Genomic DNA, 15,975 nt, shown 5'->3' on the forward strand with positions numbered 1-15,975 from the left:
CGGCGGATCAGCAGGAGGCGGCTATGCCGCCGGTGCCGCACGGGCGCAGCGGGAGCCCGCCCGTCAGGGCGGCGGGAGCGTAGAACGGGCGAGCCCGCCGGGTGTGGGTTGACGCCGACGGGGCCCTCACCGGTCATACTTGGTGCCCGCTGACAGGCAAAAATGTTGAGCGGCTTCGGATTCCGACAGCAAACCTCTGGCCGGCTCGCGCCGGCGGGTATTGTGGTCACATGGTCGAGAACGCGTTGCGACAATTGATGCTCGAGGAGCCGAATCAGGTTCCGGTGGCACTGGTGACTTGGGTGGTCACCGGCGAGTGGCCAGCGCACCAATCGCGTTGCGACATCGCAGTGTGCGAATTGCCGTATTAGTTTGCGCCGCGCCTGTGCTCAGGTGGCTATTGGCGGGCGGTACAGGTAGGGCTTCCCCGCATCGGGGCACCTCGCTCCGAGGAACTGCACCCGGCATGAACAGCGCCGTAATGCCAGGATCTCGCTAGCTACTTCGACCTGAAAAAGGGTTGATGGCGACGGCTTCGTCGGTGGCAGTGACGGCGGGTGCTCGGTGCTGGCGGGAGTTTGTTGTCATGAGGCCAGGGCGCTGATCTTGACGAGGTTGTGGGCGAACACCCCGTGTCCGCACCAGGTCCTGGCTCCGGTGAGGGTGGTCAATTCCGTGCGGTTCCAGCTGTAGCTGCGTTTGAGGTGGTTGATGCGTCCTTCGCATCCGGTTCGCCATTTGATTTTGGCGCGGAACGCTTTTCGGTGTTCGAACTCGCGGCGAGCGGCACTCGGTTTACTGGCACGCGGAATCGCGACATGGCGGACTCCTTGCTCGTGCAGATCGTTTTCGACCGAGGCGTATCCGTAGCCGCGATCGGCGGTAACTGCCCTGGGGGCGTGGCCGGCGCGGCGAGTGATCCGGGCGATCGCTGGAGCCAACTGCGGGGCATCGGCGGGGTTTCCGATCTCGACGCTGTGGTCGAGGATGACTCCATCGGCGTTATCGACGACCTGGGCTTTGTAGCCGAACTCCACGGGCTTGCCCAGTCGTCCTTTGCGGATCGGGCGGGCATCGGGGTCGTGGAAACTGACCAGCCGGCTCGCCGAGTCCGGCATCACCCCGGTCAGGCGGCTACGGGCTTGGGTGACCACGCGTTGGGCCTTATCCATGATCGCGGCCAAGTCGTTGATCGCTCGAGATAGCCGAGCCCGGCGGACCCCGGTCGCGTTGCGCACAGCCCGGCGGGCATTGCGCCGCACCGCGGCCGCTTCCCGCATCGCCGATTCGGCGATGCCGGCCAACTCCCCGGTGATCCGCGCGACCACGGCTTGAGCTTCCTCACGGGCCACCGCACCGCGAAGCCGCAGTTTGGAGGCGATCGAGCGGGCCCGCTGGCCCGCTGAGCGGCTGCGGTCACGGGCATGGGTACGCACCGCCCCGCCAGCGTTGTGGATGCGGGTGATGGTGCGGGCGATCGTGGTCACCGCCTTGGCCAGGAGCCCCGAGTCGGTCGGATAGGCCACTGCGGCCTCAACCACGGTGGTGTCAGCACGCACCTTGTCAGTGCGCAACAGTTTGGCGTCGGCGGCCTTGGCCAACAAGGCCTCATTGAGGCCGGCCACTGCAGCGTCCCCACACCGAGTGGTCAGTTTCATCAGCGTGGTGGGGTGCGGCACACGCGTCCCGAACGGAATCCGGCAAAACCGTTGCCAGGAAATCGAATCGCCGACCTCACGGCACAACGCCTCAAAGCCCAGCCGGTAGCGGAACTTCAAGAACATCATCCGCAGATAGGTCTCCATCGGAATCGACGGACGACCGATACGGGTGTCGAAGTACGGCGTGAACGGCGCGAAGAACACCGGATCATCTAGCAGCGCGTCTACCCGCCCCAACTCCCTCGGTAACACCAACAGCTCCGGCGGCAGGATTGCATCCCACAACGACAACTGGTCATTTACAGTTCTAAGCACGATGGCCTCGATCCCTTCTAGCCCAAGGGTTCGAGGCCATCATCTCGTCAAACAAAGCCCAATTCAGCCACCGCCACGCCCTGACTTTTTCAGGTCGAAGTAGCTACGGTGATGAACTCGGCCCCGACACGACGGTGTCGCGTGGTGGGAATGCCCACGTCGCCATCGCCGTCGGCGGGCGGGAACGCAGAGGGTGGCACGGGTCGACTCCTCGGATCAGTTCAGCAGTTGCAGGCCGTCGGCCAGGGAGGCGAAGCGGCCGTGTTCTTGGCCGTTGGTGTGGTTTTTTCGCCGAGCCAGATGCCGATGATGTCGGCGGATCCGGTTGCGGTGGTGAGCCAGACGGGGCCGCCGGAGTCGCCGGGGATGCTGGCCGGCATGCCGGTGGTGAGGTATTGGTTCTTGCCGGCGTAGCCGGTGATGGCTCCGCAGTGTTGGCCGCTGGAGACTCCGGTGCGGCAGACTTGCTGGCCTTTTTCGGGTTGGGGGTGACGGTTGGTGGTGGGGGTGTCGCCGATGTAGGCCAGCGGCAGCGATCGGATACCGAAATCGATCAGGCCGTAGTCGGGGCCGCCCTGGTAGGGCGGCTCGACGATGGCGCGGGTGAAGTCTCCGGTCAACCCGGTGCGGGTGGCGCGGGCGTAGCCCGCGGTTTTGCCTCGGCAGTGCCCGGCGGTGACGGCGTAGGTGTGCAGGTCGTGGCCGGTGTAGACGTAGCCGATGGTGCAGAACATGGTGACATCGGCGGTGGGACTGAGGTATTCGATGCGGTCGCCGGGGCTGACCGTGGGTATGTCGGCGGAGGCCAGTGGTGGTCCGGCTACAGCCAGGACAGCCAGGACAAGCGCAGTCGCGGCCGCGCGGGCTGGGCTGGTGATGTGCATGGGTGGCTACCTCGTCGAGGAGTGGGGGCGGTGGGGGCGGAGGTGTCGTTCGGAGCGCAGCTGGGCGCGTGCCCACAGGCCGTCGATCCACGCGCGGGCGGTGTGGGCGGCCGGGCCGCCGGTGCGGCCTGCGGCCGCGGTGATGGCGGTGGTGACTTGTGAGGTGACCAGGGTGTCGATGCCGGTATTCATGCGGACTCCTGCAGGCAGGGCTCGGCGGTGACGCTGCGCCGGTAGTCGGCGGCGGCGCGGGTGCGCAGTGCGGTGACGGTACGCAGGGCCGTCTCAGCAGTTGCTGAACGTTTGTGGCGCACGATCTTGGTCAGCTGCTGGTGTTGGTGGTGCACGGCGCGCAGCTGGCGGGCGGCTTCGGCCAGCCAGCGGCGGTGGGTGTGCGCTTGGGCGACGGTGGCGCGTGCTTCGGCCAGCGCGGTCGCGCATTGGGCGGCGGCTTCGGCGGCGGTGGCGGCCAGGGCAAGGGCATGCAGTTCGTCGAGGCTGACCACGGTGAGCCCGCCGAAGGGTTCGCCCGGTTGCCACAGGCCGGCGGCGAGGTGATCGGTGATGTCGGATTTGTCGGCCTGCAGCGCTGCGAGCACGATGACAACCTGCGCGGCGCGTCGGCGCAGCCGGGTGTGCAGGTCCAGGGCGCGCCGGTAGCCGGCCAGATCCCGGTCGGCGGCGATCACCACCTTCAGGCCGTCGAAGTGCGCGAGCAGGTCGTCGGTGAAGTTGGCGGCACCTTGGGCGTTGGTGGTGGCCAGACGGCCTGCGCCGGTGAGGGTGTCGGCGTCTTTCTCGCCTTCGGCGATCCAAATCCACTGGTCGGTGGCGGCGGCGGTGCCGATCGCGCTACTGCGGTAAAGCACGGGGGTGAATCCTTCGGGTTTGCGGTACACCCAGCGGCGGCCGTCGCGGTAGCGTTGCTGAAATCGTTTGTGCCGGTTGCCGGTGCAACCGCATTCTTGGCGCAGCACTTGCTGGTGGGGCAGTCCGCGGTCGGTGGTGTAGGTGTAGACGCGCACCGTTGTCCACTGGTGGTCGACGGGCTCGGCGGTTCGGGTGATCCGCGCGGGCAGCGGACCCGAGACGAGCGCGGGTCGCACAGCGGCGCTGCGCCGCTGCGGCGTGGGGTGATTGGTGGGAGCCGGTGCGGGGGCGTCGAACAACTCGGCTACTCGCAATCCGAGGGCTGCGGCGAGGTCGGCAATGCTGGCCTGGCAGCTAAAGCAGTGCATCAGCACCGCACCCCCCTGGTCGCCGCGCCCGGTGGGCCGCCAGGTGACCGACAGCGACGGGCTGTGGTCGGTGTGTAGCGGGCAACTTGCCATAAAGGCATCGGTCCCACGGGGGCAGATGTGGTGACCGGCGGCCTCGAACGCCTGGTAGACGTGCTCGAATGCATCACGCGGCCGCCAGGTGTGGTGTGCGGAGCTCATCGCGGGACCCCGTTGTCGATGACGGCATGCACGACGGCGTAGGTGGCGCGAGCGTTGCGGATGGTTTCGTCCAGGAACGCGGCGACGTCGCGGCCGTCACGGCCGTCGATGAAGTCGGCGTCGTAGACAGTGTTGCCGCACAACCGATCCAGGGTGTCGGCCGCGCTTTGCAGGGATTCGATGCCGGCCGCGATGTGGGCCAGCAGTTGAGCGCGGGTTTCACCGATGCGTTCGAGATGGTCGAGTTCACCGATGTCGTGCAGGTCGTGGTCCAGGGCGGCGAAAGTGTGCATGGCAGTTGTCCTTTCGATGGAAGGCGGCCTAGGCAGCCAGCGCCTTGATGCGGTCCGGGCGGAAGCCCCCCCAGTGCGTGTCCTCGGCGACCACCACGGGTGCTTGCAGGTAGCCCAGCGCCATCACGTAGTCGCGGGCCTCGGCGTCGGTGGTGATGTCGATTGTCTGGTAGTGCACGCCTGCTTTGTTTATCTGATCCCTGACGGGCCATAGGGAGGCAAGAAACCCTGTGATCATTGTGTTTGTGTGGTGCGGCATGGATGAAGAAGTTGAGGCACCTATGGCATGTGGCCGTGAGTGGGCCGCTGCGCGGACGGACCGCGAGGACAGAAATTTGTGACAAAGCCCTCGCGCTGGATGGCTGATGTTCTTTACTGACTGGTAGGCCCCTCGTATCTGTTGCCGACGCGCCCGAAGGGGCAAGGGTGCTCGGGGTGCTCGTGGTCGGAGGGAATCGAATGGGTAGCGATGGTCGCTCATCGGCCGACCCCAGCAACGATGTGCGTGTGGAGCGAAGGCGTCCCAGGCAGGCTGACCAATCGCCTGCTGACACGCTCCGCGAGCTGCCCGCCCTGGTGGTACTTGAGCGGATACCGATCCCAGTGCTTGCCATCGGGCCGGACGGCATGATCGTGTTCGTCAACTCGGCGTTCGCGACCATGCTCGGTCACACGCAAGACGCGCTTGTGGGTCTGGAATTCCACAGCATTTTCTACAACCTGCCCAACATTCAGCCGGTAGTCACGGTGATGCGCGCGTATGCAAATGAACTTGTCGAGCTGGTTCATCGCGACGGGTTCATCGTGCAGGCGAGCATGAGCAAGTCCGCAATGGCGCGCCACGACGATGAAGTGGTCCTGGCGACCTTTCACGACCTCACCGACCAGTTGTGGGACGACGGACAGTAACGGGGCTGATCCGTCGTGGCCTTCGCCTGCCAGAGGACTCGTTTGCAGGCCTGGCCCGTGCGATTGCCGGGTTTGTGTCTGCGGGATGTTCATGTTGTTTCCATTTGGTCGGTGGTGTCGCGGATCATTTGTCGCAGGCTGGATCTGACGGCGATGAGGTCGTCTTGTGCCTCGGTGAGTTGGTCGCGCAGCTTGAAGTTGTTTTCGGCCAGTTCGGCGTTCGCGTTGTGAAGTTCCTGGTTGGCCTGTAGTAGTTCCTCGATTCGCAGGCGTAGGTGGGTGGTGTTTTGGTCGTCGAGTTGGTGGCCGAGTTGTTCGCGTAGGGCTTGGGTGAGTCGGGTGATCTCGCCGCGTAGGGCACGGTTGTCTTGGCGGATGAGTTCGAGGTCGGTTCGCAGGCTGGCCTCGCTGGCGCGGGTGCCGGCCAGTTGTTGCCTGTGCGGTTGTGCGGCTTGGTAGTCGCGGCCGGCTTGGATGTATTCGCGGACGCCGTCGGCGTAGACCAGCCAGGTTGATACTTTTGCTGCTCGTGCGATTAGGGCGAACGTGATGGGCGTTTCGGTTTGTTTGATTTCGTCGACGGCGGCGAAGACGCGGGCTCGTTTTTGGTGAGAGTCCCGTTGGCGGGCTTCTTTGAGGACGCCGGCGGGTGTGCGGGGTGCGGTCATCGGGTGCTCCTGTCGACGACGGTTAGGGGGATGGATGGGCTGGTTCGTGCTGCCCGGGCTTTGCGCAGGGTCGCTGAAGCGTCATCGACCCGTTGACGCTGTTCGGGGTCAAGGGAATCCAGCTGGGCGCGCATGGCGGTGATCACGGTCTCGAATTGGTCGATTTCGGCGGTGAGGTTGTCGACGACGAAGTCAGCGGCTTCGATGGCTCGTGCGGTTTCCCGATTGGCCTTCAGTGCTCGGGTGTGGTCCTCGATCGCTGGGATGTAGGACGGGTCGGGCCGGTAGAAGCCGCAACCGGAGCATTGGAATCGGATCGGGCAAGCCTGGCCTCCAGCTTTGACGTTGGACGGCTCGATGCAATTGCCGTAGGGCACTGCCACTGACCGCAGTTCGTAGCCTCGTCGTGAGGATGGCTTGTTGCCGCCGAGTCGATCAACGGTCAGGGACGCGATGGTGGCGACCGCTTCGCGTTTGCGGCGCAGGGAGATGTCGTAGTAGCCCATCGTGGTCGCAATGTGTTTGTGGTCCATCAGATCCCGTAGAACGTCAACGGGGACGCCGGCGTCGGCGTGACGTTGGGCGTAGCTGTGCCGAAACAGGTACGGGTAAACCGATATGCCTTCGAGTGGACGTGTCTGACCGGTGGGGTCGGCGATGTTGTCGTTGATCCAGCTGACCCAGCTGCGCAGCGCGTCACCGACGGTTTGGGTGCGTAAGTGTGGAATCGGCGCGTGGGATGTGCGTGCGGGAAACAGGTAGTCGGCGCTTGGTAGGGCGATATAGGCGCCGGAACGGATCTGTTGCCAGGCGCGGATTTCCGCGGCGGTCTGTTGGGTGATCGGCAGCCGGCGGCCCATCCTCTTGCCTTTGGTGTTGTCCCAGAGCAGTTCGGGCTCGGATCCCTCGACGAGGCAATCGGCACGCAGTTGGCAGACTTCTCCGGGCCGGCGGCCGGTGTCTCGCAGCAGGACGTAGACGCAGCGGAACATCCGGCTGACCTGCTCGTCGGTCAGGCTGCTGTGGAGTCTGCCGCGGGCCAGCGCATCGAGGTTGTCGTCGAGCAGCCTGATGACGTGCTCGGGTAATCCCTGTCGCGCGCGCTCTTCGTTCGGTGATTCGGTATCGGTGATGGAGTGGTGGCGTTGGCGGATGAACCCGCTGGGCAGATCGCGCAGCGGGCCGATGGCGCGGCCGTAGTCGAGTAGGTCGCTGAATCGGCTGAACAGGATCCGTCGGGTCTGGACGGTCAGTGGTGCGCCGTCGAGGCGTCGTAAGGTGCGAAATGATTCGACGACGGCGTCCATGTCTGTCACCTGCAGCGCGGTCAGGTCCTCGCCCCCACCGGGTCGCGTGGCCAGGCCGGCGGAGGCGGCCGCGGCGGCTCGAATGGTTTCGACGATGACGTAGGTGGGGATGCGGCCGATCTCGGCTTGGGCCCATCGACGGGTCACGTCGTTGAGCCAGCTCACGGTGATTGGGGTGAAGTCCAGTGCGCCCTTGCGTCGGCGGCTGCCGCCATGCCTGGCGGGATCGTAGGTCAGGCCGAGGGTGACCAGATCCCAAACCTGCCGATCGGTGTGAGCTCGTCCGCTCACTTGCTCGTAGGCATCGTGCAAGGTGCGGCCGAACTCGAACAGGTGAGCACCGGCGTTGGCGTTTCGGACCTGCCGGGTCTGCAGCCGTTCAAACTTCGTGGTTCCGAATATCGTTGCCAGGCTTGGTGTCTGACCCAGCGTGACAACCACAGTGCGCATCGCGTTCGGGTCGATTCGTCCATTGCGAGCGTCGCGCTGCTGCAGGGCGTAGAGAAGTTCCCACCGCATCTGATCAGCAAGGGGGACGAGGGAGAACATGTTGGCGGCAAGATGTGGCGTTTGGGTGCTGGCCCACTGCTTGATGGAGGACCGGCTGCCGCTGCTTCGATACCGGTTACGGTGCAAGGTGCAAATCCCTGTAGTGCAGGACGATTCCAGCTCGCAGCCCACGACCAGACACTCCGGCAGCGCATCGTGGGGCATGGCGACCGTGGTGGCCCAGTGCCTGAGGCTGGGCGAGCGCCTGCTGCGTTTGTAGACGTGCCAGCGAACCTGGTGGTCTTCACAGAGCCCCTTGGCAAGCGGCATCCGTGCGCAGCGGACACCGTCGCGGCATACCAGGCACGTGCCGGGCCGGCGCTCACCGGGCCGGTGCTTGCGCGCCGGGGGCACGTAGGTGGCCGAAAAGGCTTCCAGCGGCAACCCTGACGCCATATGCGCCAGCCGGCACTGCCGGCACATACCCGAACTGCGAAGGGCGATCCCGCAAGCACTGCACGGCCTGGTAACGGTCTGCGGATGGCTCAGATCGCCGATGAACAACCACATCGAGTGATCCCACTCCCGGGGGCGCCACCTGACGTCAGTGTTACGGCGTAACCAGGTCATCCAGTCAACCGCGGGCGACGGCTGGTCAGGAGATTCGACGGAAACCTGCTGTGCTGTCGATGCGATCATCGGATCGCCCACTTCGCTGCAACCAGCTCGACCGCCCGCCGTTTGGTGGCGTCGGTTGGGTGCAGGTAGCGCTCCATCGACATCGCCGAGACGTGCCCCAGCAGGCGCTGCACGGTGTCTCGCGCTGCACCGTTTTGCATCCACTCCGTGGCGGCGGTGTGGCGCAGCATGTGCGGGTGCGCGGTGAATCCCACACGGCTTGAGAGCCGCCCGAACAGGGCGTAGGCGTTGCCGTAGCGCATCCCGGCACCTAGCGGCGGCCGGTAGATGTTGACAAACACCATGTCGGAATCCGCTGCAGCCGCGACGTCGTCGCGCTCATGCTGGTAGTCGGCATACAACCCGACCAGCTCGGCCGGTATCGGAATTGAGCGCGGACAACGCGCTTTGGCGATCGCACCGTTCTCATTCATCCGTCGCCGAACATGAACGTGCGGCCCGCCGATCGAACAGCCCAGACCCGTCGAGGACGTCAACAAGTGCAAGTCCTCGCGGCGCAGTCCCAACGCCTCACCGATGCGCATACCGCTCACCGCTAATAGCGCCACCAGCAATCGGTCACGTGCATTGGTCGTGGCCTCGATCAGCTGCTCGACCTGCTCGAGCATCAGGCTGCGGGTCTCTGGAAGCGTGGCCGGCAACCGCAATGTCTTGACCTGCACTACGGAAAACTGCGCGTTTTCGCCCTGGTCGTAGCCAGGCAAGTACCGGATATGCCGCGGCGTGGCCAGTCGTTCGACGAGTTCGACCGACACCCATCCCTGGGCTGCCCCGAACCGCAGGAACTCACACACCGTGGTCATGATGTGGTTGGCCGTATGCGCCGAGCGCAACCGTGCACTACCCCGAGGCGGTGTCGCGGCCAACCAATGCAGGAACTGCCCGAGTTCGATGAATTCGATTGCTCGCCAATCAATTCCGGTCGACGAGCAGTAGGAGAGAAACAACGCTACCCGGCCGGCATAGGTTCGCTCAGTGTTAGCGGAACGGCCCTGAGCTCGCAGCGATGCAAGATACGCCGACCCCTCACGGTGCAGCAAGTACGAATCTGAGGCAATCACATAGCGAGCCGCACCGCCGGCATCGGACACAGCCCGTTCAGCGATAAATGAAGTAGTCATGTGCCGAACGTAAATGCCGTCACCTACGACATAGCGGATAACACTGAGGCGTGTCATACCAGACTGCCAAGACCGAATGTGCCTCGATGAGCGCCTGGCAGGCAGATAACTTTATCGAGGGCGCGGAATGTGGCGGTGCATTGCACGCATGCGGGTTTGGTGTAGACGGTGAGAGTAGACATTGGTAGCCCCCTGGAAGTAATTGCGGGATGGGTTATTGATAATTCAAGATTACTGCGCCAATTAGGCTGGCGCCACATCGGTGAGAAACAAATGCGTTGATCTTTTGTCACGGATTCTCTTTGCGCATCGGACGCCGGAATCCCTGCTCTCTACCACTGGCCTCGACGCAGGTAGTGCAGTTGTTTGATAGCGCATTTCGCTTGGGACAAACCTCCTGGTCTGGCCACCGTGCAGCGCGGCGGTGTCTCCCTGTTTCTCGGGTGGAGTGACCCGACGAAGAAATGCATTATCTGACTGCTTTCGCGCATCCGGTAACCAACAGATTGATTGTCGTAATTTATCGGCTGATGCGTTCCCCTTTCTGCACACTTCATTTGATTACCGTCCGTCTGTGACATCTATTCTTTTTGCCCTTCTGGCAGCACGATCTAGACCGGCTTACGGGCGGTGGAGCGCAAGGCCCGGGCGCGAAGTTTTCCCAGGGAGCCCGTTGTGTGGGCGAGCGGCTCGGGGAAAAGTTCGCGAGTCCGGTAGGGCCCGGAGCAACGCGCAGGCCGGCGCCTTGCGTGCAGCCGATCCGGCCGGTCACGATCGACAAGCCAGAAGGCAAAGTGCAGTGTGCTTGTTGCACAACGGGATTGGCCCGGTCAGATGGGAGTGGGGGCCAGCGCCGAAGCCCTGACCCCCACCAGCCGCCCGAATTTACTGTTTCCCGGCGTCGGACAGATACTCGCTGTAGACGGTCTCGGCATCGGTTGTGCCGGTGATGATCTCCTCGACCGCTGCAAGCGGGTAGTCGTTGGAGGCCAGCCACCGCAGGTAGTCCGCGCTGCCGACGCGAGGCCCGTAGCCGTGCGCGGCGCCGCGCCAGGCGTCCTTGGGCGTCGCTGATTCCAGCGCTCCCAACACCAGTGCCAACGTGATCACCTGGGCACGGTTGTCACCGCCTGCACCCAGGTCGCTGGCCTGCTTGGCCACAGCGGCGCGCTCGATGCCGAGCAGCTCGGCGGTCGTCTCCACCGCGTTGTGGTGAGTCAGCAGGTACGGGTCGCCAGCCAGGCAGGTGGCGACGAAGATCGCCGCACCCTTGGGTGGGGTCTTGCGCGCCAGCAGCTTGGTCAGGAAATCGCGGCGCACACCCATCGCGGCATCACCGAGCTTGTTCAGCGCCAGCACCTTGCGGCGTTCCCGCTTATCGGCCTCGGCCCGTTCGGCTTCGGCCCGCTCACGGCGCGCCTGGGCGGCATCGGCGTCGAGGTCCACTGCCCCGTCGCCGCTGCTGGTGTCCTCGGCCAGTCCGGCGCGGCGGGCGAACCACGGCTCCGGTGTCAGACCTGCGGCGCGGAAGTCCAGGCAGAAGTACTGCGGGACGTATGCGGTGGTATCGGTGACGGTGTCGGCGTGGCGCAACCCCTCGGCGGGGGTGGCCTCGGGCTGGTCCTGGGTGTCCCAGTCCACGTCGTCCTCATCGACGGCTTCGCCGGTCTCGGCATCAACCACGATCTCGGTTTCGTACAACAGCACCGCCCACCGGGCCGGGTCGGTCACCGCCTGCTCATCGGCCTCGGCACCGTCTGCGGTGCGCAGGTGGTGCAAGGCGATGCAGCCGGGGTCTGAGGTTTCCGGGCGCTGCTGTAGCCAGGTGAACCCCCGCTCCACGTAGGGCTGGGCCGCCGTTGCTTCGGCCTCGGCGGCAGCGCGTTCCTGGCGCAGTTGGGCCACGATGTGCTCAAAACTGCGCGTGCCGGCCACCTGCATCAGCCGGTTGATCGCACCGGGCAAGTCCTCGAACTCGGTGAGCGCCGCCGCTTCGCTCAAGCTCAGTTGCCCCTCGGCCAGCCCCTGCATCGCCGCCTGCGACTTCGCCGCCGCCGCCGCTGCCTTCACGGTGTCCTTGCCCACTGACAACTTCTTGGCAACCCTGGTGATCGACACCCCGGCGTCGATCATCTGCTGGATGCCACGGGTGCGCTGAAGCTCGGTAAGCTGCGCGCGCTGGTCGTTCTCCACGATCTGTTCCGAAACCCGTTCCACGAGTTGGGCTTTGTCGTCCTCACCGGCGGTTGCGGTACGGACATAGACCGGCACGCTCGCCAGTCCGGCTTCCCGTGCTGCCAGGGTGCGGCGCTGCCCGGAACGCACCCGCAGCTGGCCGTCGCTATCGCGCACGGCGGCAATCGGCGTGAGCACCCCGTGCTCTTTGATGCTGGCCACGAACTGCGTACCGAGGGTGGCCTCGTCGCGGACGTTGCTGTCCAGGACCAGGGTGTGCGGGTCGTGGTGCTCGATGACACCCAGCGCGGGGTGCTCACCGGTGGTCTGCTCGGCCTCGGTGGTGATGGTGTCGGTCATGACGGAACCTTTCTCGGTTGACAGCGTCCCTTGCGGGCCGCCCGCTTTTTTGCCTTCTGGCAGCCAAGATTTGGGCCGGCAACAGCTCCGCGAGAGTGCAAGGTCCGGGCGCAAAGTGTCGAAGGTGCGAGCCTGCGAGCAGTGCGCGAGACTTTGCGAGTCTTGTGCCCGCAGCGCAGCGGAGGCCGTGGCCTTGCGCGAAGCGGACCGCCGGCCATAATCGAAGGCCAGAAGGCAAAAAGGTCACCGTCGCCGAATTCGCGCGCACCGTCCACGCACGCACCCGTGAATGAAAACCCGCGGGCGCGGCTCACGTGCCAGCGTCGCCGATGAGCGTGGCAAAGGGTCGAGCAGGTCGCGCAGGCGCACCGTGTCGATATAGACCCGGCGCGGACCGACCCGGTGAACCGGCAGCTCATCGCGGGCGATCAACCGACACACAGTGTGAGGGCTGATCCCCAACAACGGTGCCGCATCGGCGACCGGCAGCAGCAGCGGCAGTGCCTTCCACCGGCGGTCCGCGACGCCGGCGGCCCGGGCCGGCCGGGAATGAACGCCGCCCCGGCCGCGGGCTGACCGGGCCGCTCTCGCCGGGCCTCGAAGACGTTGCGCAGAGGCGCAATTGAGGTGAAATTGACTGGGCAGACGAGCCCCGTCAGCGTCGAATTGCGAGCGGCCGGCTCAGCAACCGTCGGTCCTCTAAATCGTTGAGAGCACGTAACAGGGTGCTTCGCGCGGCCCCAGACTGATCGACCAGGGCGCGAAGGGAGACACACGCAGTGTGATCGGGCTCAGCGCTGTCGGCCAACACCACGAGAATCATTCGCGCTAAGGTAGATCCGGCCGCAGCGCTACGCGCCCAGGCGTGGACATCGGGTTTAGGCTGCCGCATCCTTCCCAAGCATGCAGTTTCCGTGGTGACTCGGCGGGCAAACCCTCTATTAACACCAGCAATCAATTTTCTCGGTTTCGACCAAAAATTAATTTTATCGACTTATTGTCCAAAGACATGGGGGAGCTCTGCGATCGGGACCGGGTGTTTAATGCCGTCTTTAGCCTTAGTGAGCGAGTTGGTTACGAAGCGGTCTCCATGGATGCGATTGCAGCCGCGGCCGACGTCTCGCCTGAACAGCTCACGCGCTTCTTCTCCACGAAAGATGCTGCTGTCGTCGCTATCGCGAAAGACGTACTCGCAGACATTGCTGATTCGCTTGCACGAGTCGAATCCGCCAGCAGCCCTGAGACAGCGCTGCTCCTCGCAACCGCCCAAGCAATAGAGGCGGTGATCGACGGACGCGGAGTGATTACACGTGATCAGATGCTGGCGATGGCCCGCATCGTCGCCGAAAGTGCGCCGCTGCAAAGAGAGGTTTCAAAAGCCCGGAAGGAAATCCTCACCCCGGCCCTGGCTATAAAGATGGGAGTAAGTATCACGGATGCGCGCGTACGCCGTGCGGTAACGAGATGGTCAGTGATAGCGACAGGCAGTTACCTCAGCCGCATCAGCAACCAAGCCCGATACGAACTGGGACACGACCAATCAATGTCGGAACGGATGTTTGAAGAACTTGTCGGCACCTTCAGACAAGTGATGGGCGACGATGCGTAATCAGCAGCATCGTAATTGGCTAACCGGCGCTCGGTGCGTGTTGTACTCACAGGATCGCCACGTATATCGTGGTTTGTGCTAGTCGGGCCGCAGACAAGTAATTTGTTCTGCCGGCGAGAAGCGGGGCGCAGCGGATTTGAGCGCAGGGCGGTGAGGCGGTTGGGCGCGCTAGTTGGCACGATCGTTGCGCCGAGGCGATGCCGGCTCAGTTCGGCGGCCATCGCGTGATCGGTGTTCATCGCGGGAGCATCGCTACGCGAGATGTCAAGGAGTAGCCGAAGCCGCCGCGTCAGCGGCCCCCGAACGCTAATTGCCAAGATCCGCTGGTGCACAGTCCTGGTCACTTTCGCCGCGCTTGTGCTCGGGTCTGCTAGGCGGTGTCACCAAGGTCGTCAAGGTGTGCACGCAATCAAGGACAGACAGGGCGTTGGGCAGGTGTGGCGCCCGTGCCGATGACTGGTTCGCCGATGGTGTTCGGCACTCTCGTCGCGGGACTGCTGCTGGGTCGCGATGCACGGTCGGTGCTCGCCGAGCGGGTCGGATGGACGGGTTCGATCTCGTGGTTCCGAGAGCGGGTGCGCCTGGCCCTGCCCGGGGCGGTGAACCGCGGCAACGCCGGTCCGAGCGATCCGCCCAGAGTACCTGCCCGCCGATCCGGTGGACCGCCTTGAGTATTTACCGGGCCGAGCGATTCAGCGCGACTTGTGGTTTCCGGCACCCAGGATCGCGGTCGGATTCGGCCACGACGCATCACCTCGGCGAGTTCGCCGTTGGTGACTTGTCATCCTCCGGATGGGGGCGAGGTGTCGACGAGCTGATACAAGGGGTTTACCGCTGCAGCGGAACGGGTTTCGGCTCCCGCGGCGCTGACGTAGCGCTGCGAGGTCGCCATGGATTCATGGCCGAGAAGCCGCATGAGGGTGTAGACGCTGATGTTGGTGTTGGCCAGCTCGGTGGCGTAGGTGTGGCGCAGGGCGTGCACGAGGGCACCGGGATTGCGGTGAGCGTCGGGGCCGGCCAATTTGAATGCGCGCAGGACCCGGTATTGCAGTGCTCCGCGGGTGATTCGCTGTCCGTCGACACCGACGAACAGCGGTGCTGTGGTCGGCCAGCGGCGCAGAACCGGAACGTCGCCTTCCTGTCGACGCCGCCTAGTAGTGGGGAAGCGAGTGCCGCGACTGGTCAAGTAATCGTCGAGAACGTCAAGCAGGGCTGCCTCAATTGGGATGGCGCGGTCCTTATTGCCTTTGCCGCGCACGTGGATCACCCCGCCCTGGTCGGTGAGGCGGACATCGCCGATGTTGGCGGCGCGCAATTCGGCGGCGCGAAGGCCCGTGAGCAGAGTGGTCAAGATGATGGCGCGGTCGCGTTCGGGCCATTGATTGCGCAGTTCCGTCCCACCGTGGTCCGCGACAGCCTCGACGAGGGCCTTGGCGGCCGCGGGAGGAAGTGACTTCGGGAGGTTCTTGGCGACCTTCGGTCTGCCCACGAATTGCATCGGGTTGGCCTCAAGCAGCTCGGCGGTAAACAGATAGCTACACAGCGTGTTCCACGTCGACCAGCAGCGCCGGATGGATGCCGCTTCGCGGGGGGCGGCGAACACCGCAAAAGCCTGGCGCAGCGAATCTTTGGTGATCGCGGCACAGTCCAGCGCACCAAGGTATTCGGGTCCGCCGGACAGCACGGCGGCGATCGCGTCGAAGTCGCGCCGATACGCCGCCACAGTGTGCGGTGAGGGCTTGCGGGTGCTGCGGTCGGCCAGAAATGCACGAAACCACTTCGGGCGGTCGGCGTCAGTGCGCGCCGGCGAACGGGGCGCAGACTGTTCAACAGGCAACATGATTCATGCATAATAGCGGTTATCCATAAATCGGCGCTTCCCGACATATAGCTGCCCGCGCCCTAGGTGCGACGGTTGGTCTTCTGAAATGTAGGCGGTGTCTGTCAAGAGGTGGGTGAAAGCCGCCCCGGTTTGTGCCGGGGCGGCTTTCGTTTGATCGATGCCAGTCCGGTCGCGACAGTCGTTGTTCAACGACGGTGGTGTCA

Annotated in this window: 13 protein-coding genes and 2 pseudogenes; 3 read left to right on the forward strand and 12 right to left on the reverse strand. The window is 64.6% G+C overall.

Annotated features, from left to right (window positions below; all coding sequences use genetic code 11):
- Positions 1–584: 584 nt before the first annotated feature.
- The 6 genes from C0J29_RS30645 to C0J29_RS30670 form a co-directional block, all read right to left on the reverse strand.
- Positions 585–1,976, reverse strand: coding sequence for an ISNCY family transposase (locus C0J29_RS30645; protein ID WP_425272101.1), 1,392 nt, complete (start codon positions 1,974–1,976; stop codon positions 585–587).
- A 221-nt stretch (positions 1,977–2,197) separates the two neighbouring features.
- Positions 2,198–2,860, reverse strand: a complete 663-nt coding sequence (locus tag C0J29_RS30650; protein ID WP_120795088.1) for a chymotrypsin family serine protease — start codon at positions 2,858–2,860, stop codon at positions 2,198–2,200.
- A 6-nt stretch (positions 2,861–2,866) separates the two neighbouring features.
- Positions 2,867–3,052 carry a hypothetical protein gene (locus tag C0J29_RS30655; protein WP_084023435.1) on the reverse strand — a complete coding sequence of 62 codons (186 nt, stop codon included), beginning with the start codon at positions 3,050–3,052 and terminating at the stop codon, positions 2,867–2,869.
- On the reverse strand, positions 3,049–4,299 hold the full coding sequence (locus tag C0J29_RS30660) for a hypothetical protein (protein WP_084023436.1): 1,251 nt from the start codon (positions 4,297–4,299) through the stop codon (positions 3,049–3,051). The genes C0J29_RS30655 and C0J29_RS30660 overlap by 4 nt, the downstream gene beginning before the upstream one ends.
- Positions 4,296–4,592 carry a hypothetical protein gene (locus C0J29_RS30665; RefSeq protein ID WP_084023437.1) on the reverse strand — a complete coding sequence of 99 codons (297 nt, stop codon included), beginning with the start codon at positions 4,590–4,592 and terminating at the stop codon, positions 4,296–4,298. Before C0J29_RS30665 ends, C0J29_RS30660 begins: the two co-directional genes overlap by 4 nt.
- A gap of 28 nt (positions 4,593–4,620) precedes the next feature.
- The gene (locus C0J29_RS30670; RefSeq protein WP_120795089.1) at positions 4,621–4,830 is read right to left on the reverse strand and encodes a glutaredoxin domain-containing protein; all 210 of its coding nucleotides are present in this window, start codon (positions 4,828–4,830) and stop codon (positions 4,621–4,623) included.
- A gap of 269 nt (positions 4,831–5,099) precedes the next feature.
- On the opposite strand from C0J29_RS30670, the gene C0J29_RS30675 reads away from it, so the two are divergent.
- Entirely contained in the window at positions 5,100–5,501 is a 402-nt protein-coding gene (locus C0J29_RS30675; protein WP_041803533.1) for a PAS domain S-box protein, read from the forward strand.
- Positions 5,502–5,590: 89 nt separating this feature from the next.
- Here C0J29_RS30675 and C0J29_RS30680 read toward each other — a convergent pair whose 3' ends face one another.
- From C0J29_RS30680 to C0J29_RS30700, 5 genes and pseudogenes are all read right to left on the reverse strand, one after another.
- Positions 5,591–6,169 carry a hypothetical protein gene (locus C0J29_RS30680; protein ID WP_023363530.1) on the reverse strand — a complete coding sequence of 193 codons (579 nt, stop codon included), beginning with the start codon at positions 6,167–6,169 and terminating at the stop codon, positions 5,591–5,593.
- The gene (locus tag C0J29_RS30685; RefSeq protein ID WP_162951659.1) at positions 6,166–8,421 is read right to left on the reverse strand and encodes a tyrosine-type recombinase/integrase; all 2,256 of its coding nucleotides are present in this window, start codon (positions 8,419–8,421) and stop codon (positions 6,166–6,168) included. The genes C0J29_RS30680 and C0J29_RS30685 overlap by 4 nt, the downstream gene beginning before the upstream one ends.
- Positions 8,422–8,660: 239 nt before the next feature.
- Entirely contained in the window at positions 8,661–9,785 is a 1,125-nt protein-coding gene (locus tag C0J29_RS30690; RefSeq protein ID WP_051404594.1) for a tyrosine-type recombinase/integrase, read from the reverse strand.
- 110 nt (positions 9,786–9,895) lie between these two features.
- Positions 9,896–9,967, reverse strand: a pseudogene (locus C0J29_RS34195) (NrdH-redoxin); the annotation flags it as partial.
- A 703-nt stretch (positions 9,968–10,670) separates the two neighbouring features.
- A complete protein-coding gene (locus C0J29_RS30700) occupies positions 10,671–12,320 on the reverse strand; it encodes a ParB/RepB/Spo0J family partition protein (protein WP_084023438.1) in 1,650 nt (549 codons plus the stop codon).
- 865 nt (positions 12,321–13,185) lie between these two features.
- Here C0J29_RS30700 and C0J29_RS30710 point away from each other — a divergent pair.
- Positions 13,186–13,929: a TetR/AcrR family transcriptional regulator gene (locus C0J29_RS30710; protein WP_162951660.1), complete on the forward strand. Its 744-nt coding sequence runs from the start codon at positions 13,186–13,188 to the stop codon at positions 13,927–13,929.
- A gap of 518 nt (positions 13,930–14,447) precedes the next feature.
- A pseudogene (locus tag C0J29_RS30715) lies at positions 14,448–14,643 on the forward strand (hypothetical protein); the annotation flags it as partial.
- A gap of 67 nt (positions 14,644–14,710) precedes the next feature.
- Here C0J29_RS30715 and C0J29_RS30720 read toward each other — a convergent pair.
- Entirely contained in the window at positions 14,711–15,769 is a 1,059-nt protein-coding gene (locus C0J29_RS30720) for a tyrosine-type recombinase/integrase (RefSeq protein ID WP_084023440.1), read from the reverse strand.
- Positions 15,770–15,975: the final 206 nt, after the last annotated feature.

The organism is Mycobacterium paragordonae (assembly GCF_003614435.1).
Classification (GTDB): Bacteria; Actinomycetota; Actinomycetes; order Mycobacteriales; family Mycobacteriaceae; genus Mycobacterium; species Mycobacterium paragordonae.

What these genes read in the sequence shown, in the direction of transcription:
- C0J29_RS30650 (WP_120795088.1), bottom strand. Translation starts at nt 2,860, where the DNA reads ATGCACATCACCAGCCCAGCCCGCGCGGCCGCGACTGCGCTTGTCCTG.
- C0J29_RS30655 (WP_084023435.1), bottom strand. Translation starts at nt 3,052, where the DNA reads ATGAATACCGGCATCGACACCCTGGTCACCTCACAAGTCACCACCGCC.
- C0J29_RS30660 (WP_084023436.1), bottom strand. Translation starts at nt 4,299, where the DNA reads ATGAGCTCCGCACACCACACCTGGCGGCCGCGTGATGCATTCGAGCAC.
- C0J29_RS30665 (WP_084023437.1), bottom strand. Translation starts at nt 4,592, where the DNA reads ATGCACACTTTCGCCGCCCTGGACCACGACCTGCACGACATCGGTGAA.
- C0J29_RS30670 (WP_120795089.1), bottom strand. Translation starts at nt 4,830, where the DNA reads ATGATCACAGGGTTTCTTGCCTCCCTATGGCCCGTCAGGGATCAGATA.
- C0J29_RS30680 (WP_023363530.1), bottom strand. Translation starts at nt 6,169, where the DNA reads ATGACCGCACCCCGCACACCCGCCGGCGTCCTCAAAGAAGCCCGCCAA.
- C0J29_RS30685 (WP_162951659.1), bottom strand. Translation starts at nt 8,421, where the DNA reads ATGGCGTCAGGGTTGCCGCTGGAAGCCTTTTCGGCCACCTACGTGCCC.
- C0J29_RS30690 (WP_051404594.1), bottom strand. Translation starts at nt 9,785, where the DNA reads ATGACTACTTCATTTATCGCTGAACGGGCTGTGTCCGATGCCGGCGGT.
- C0J29_RS30700 (WP_084023438.1), bottom strand. Translation starts at nt 12,320, where the DNA reads ATGACCGACACCATCACCACCGAGGCCGAGCAGACCACCGGTGAGCAC.
- C0J29_RS30720 (WP_084023440.1), bottom strand. Translation starts at nt 15,769, where the DNA reads ATGTTGCCTGTTGAACAGTCTGCGCCCCGTTCGCCGGCGCGCACTGAC.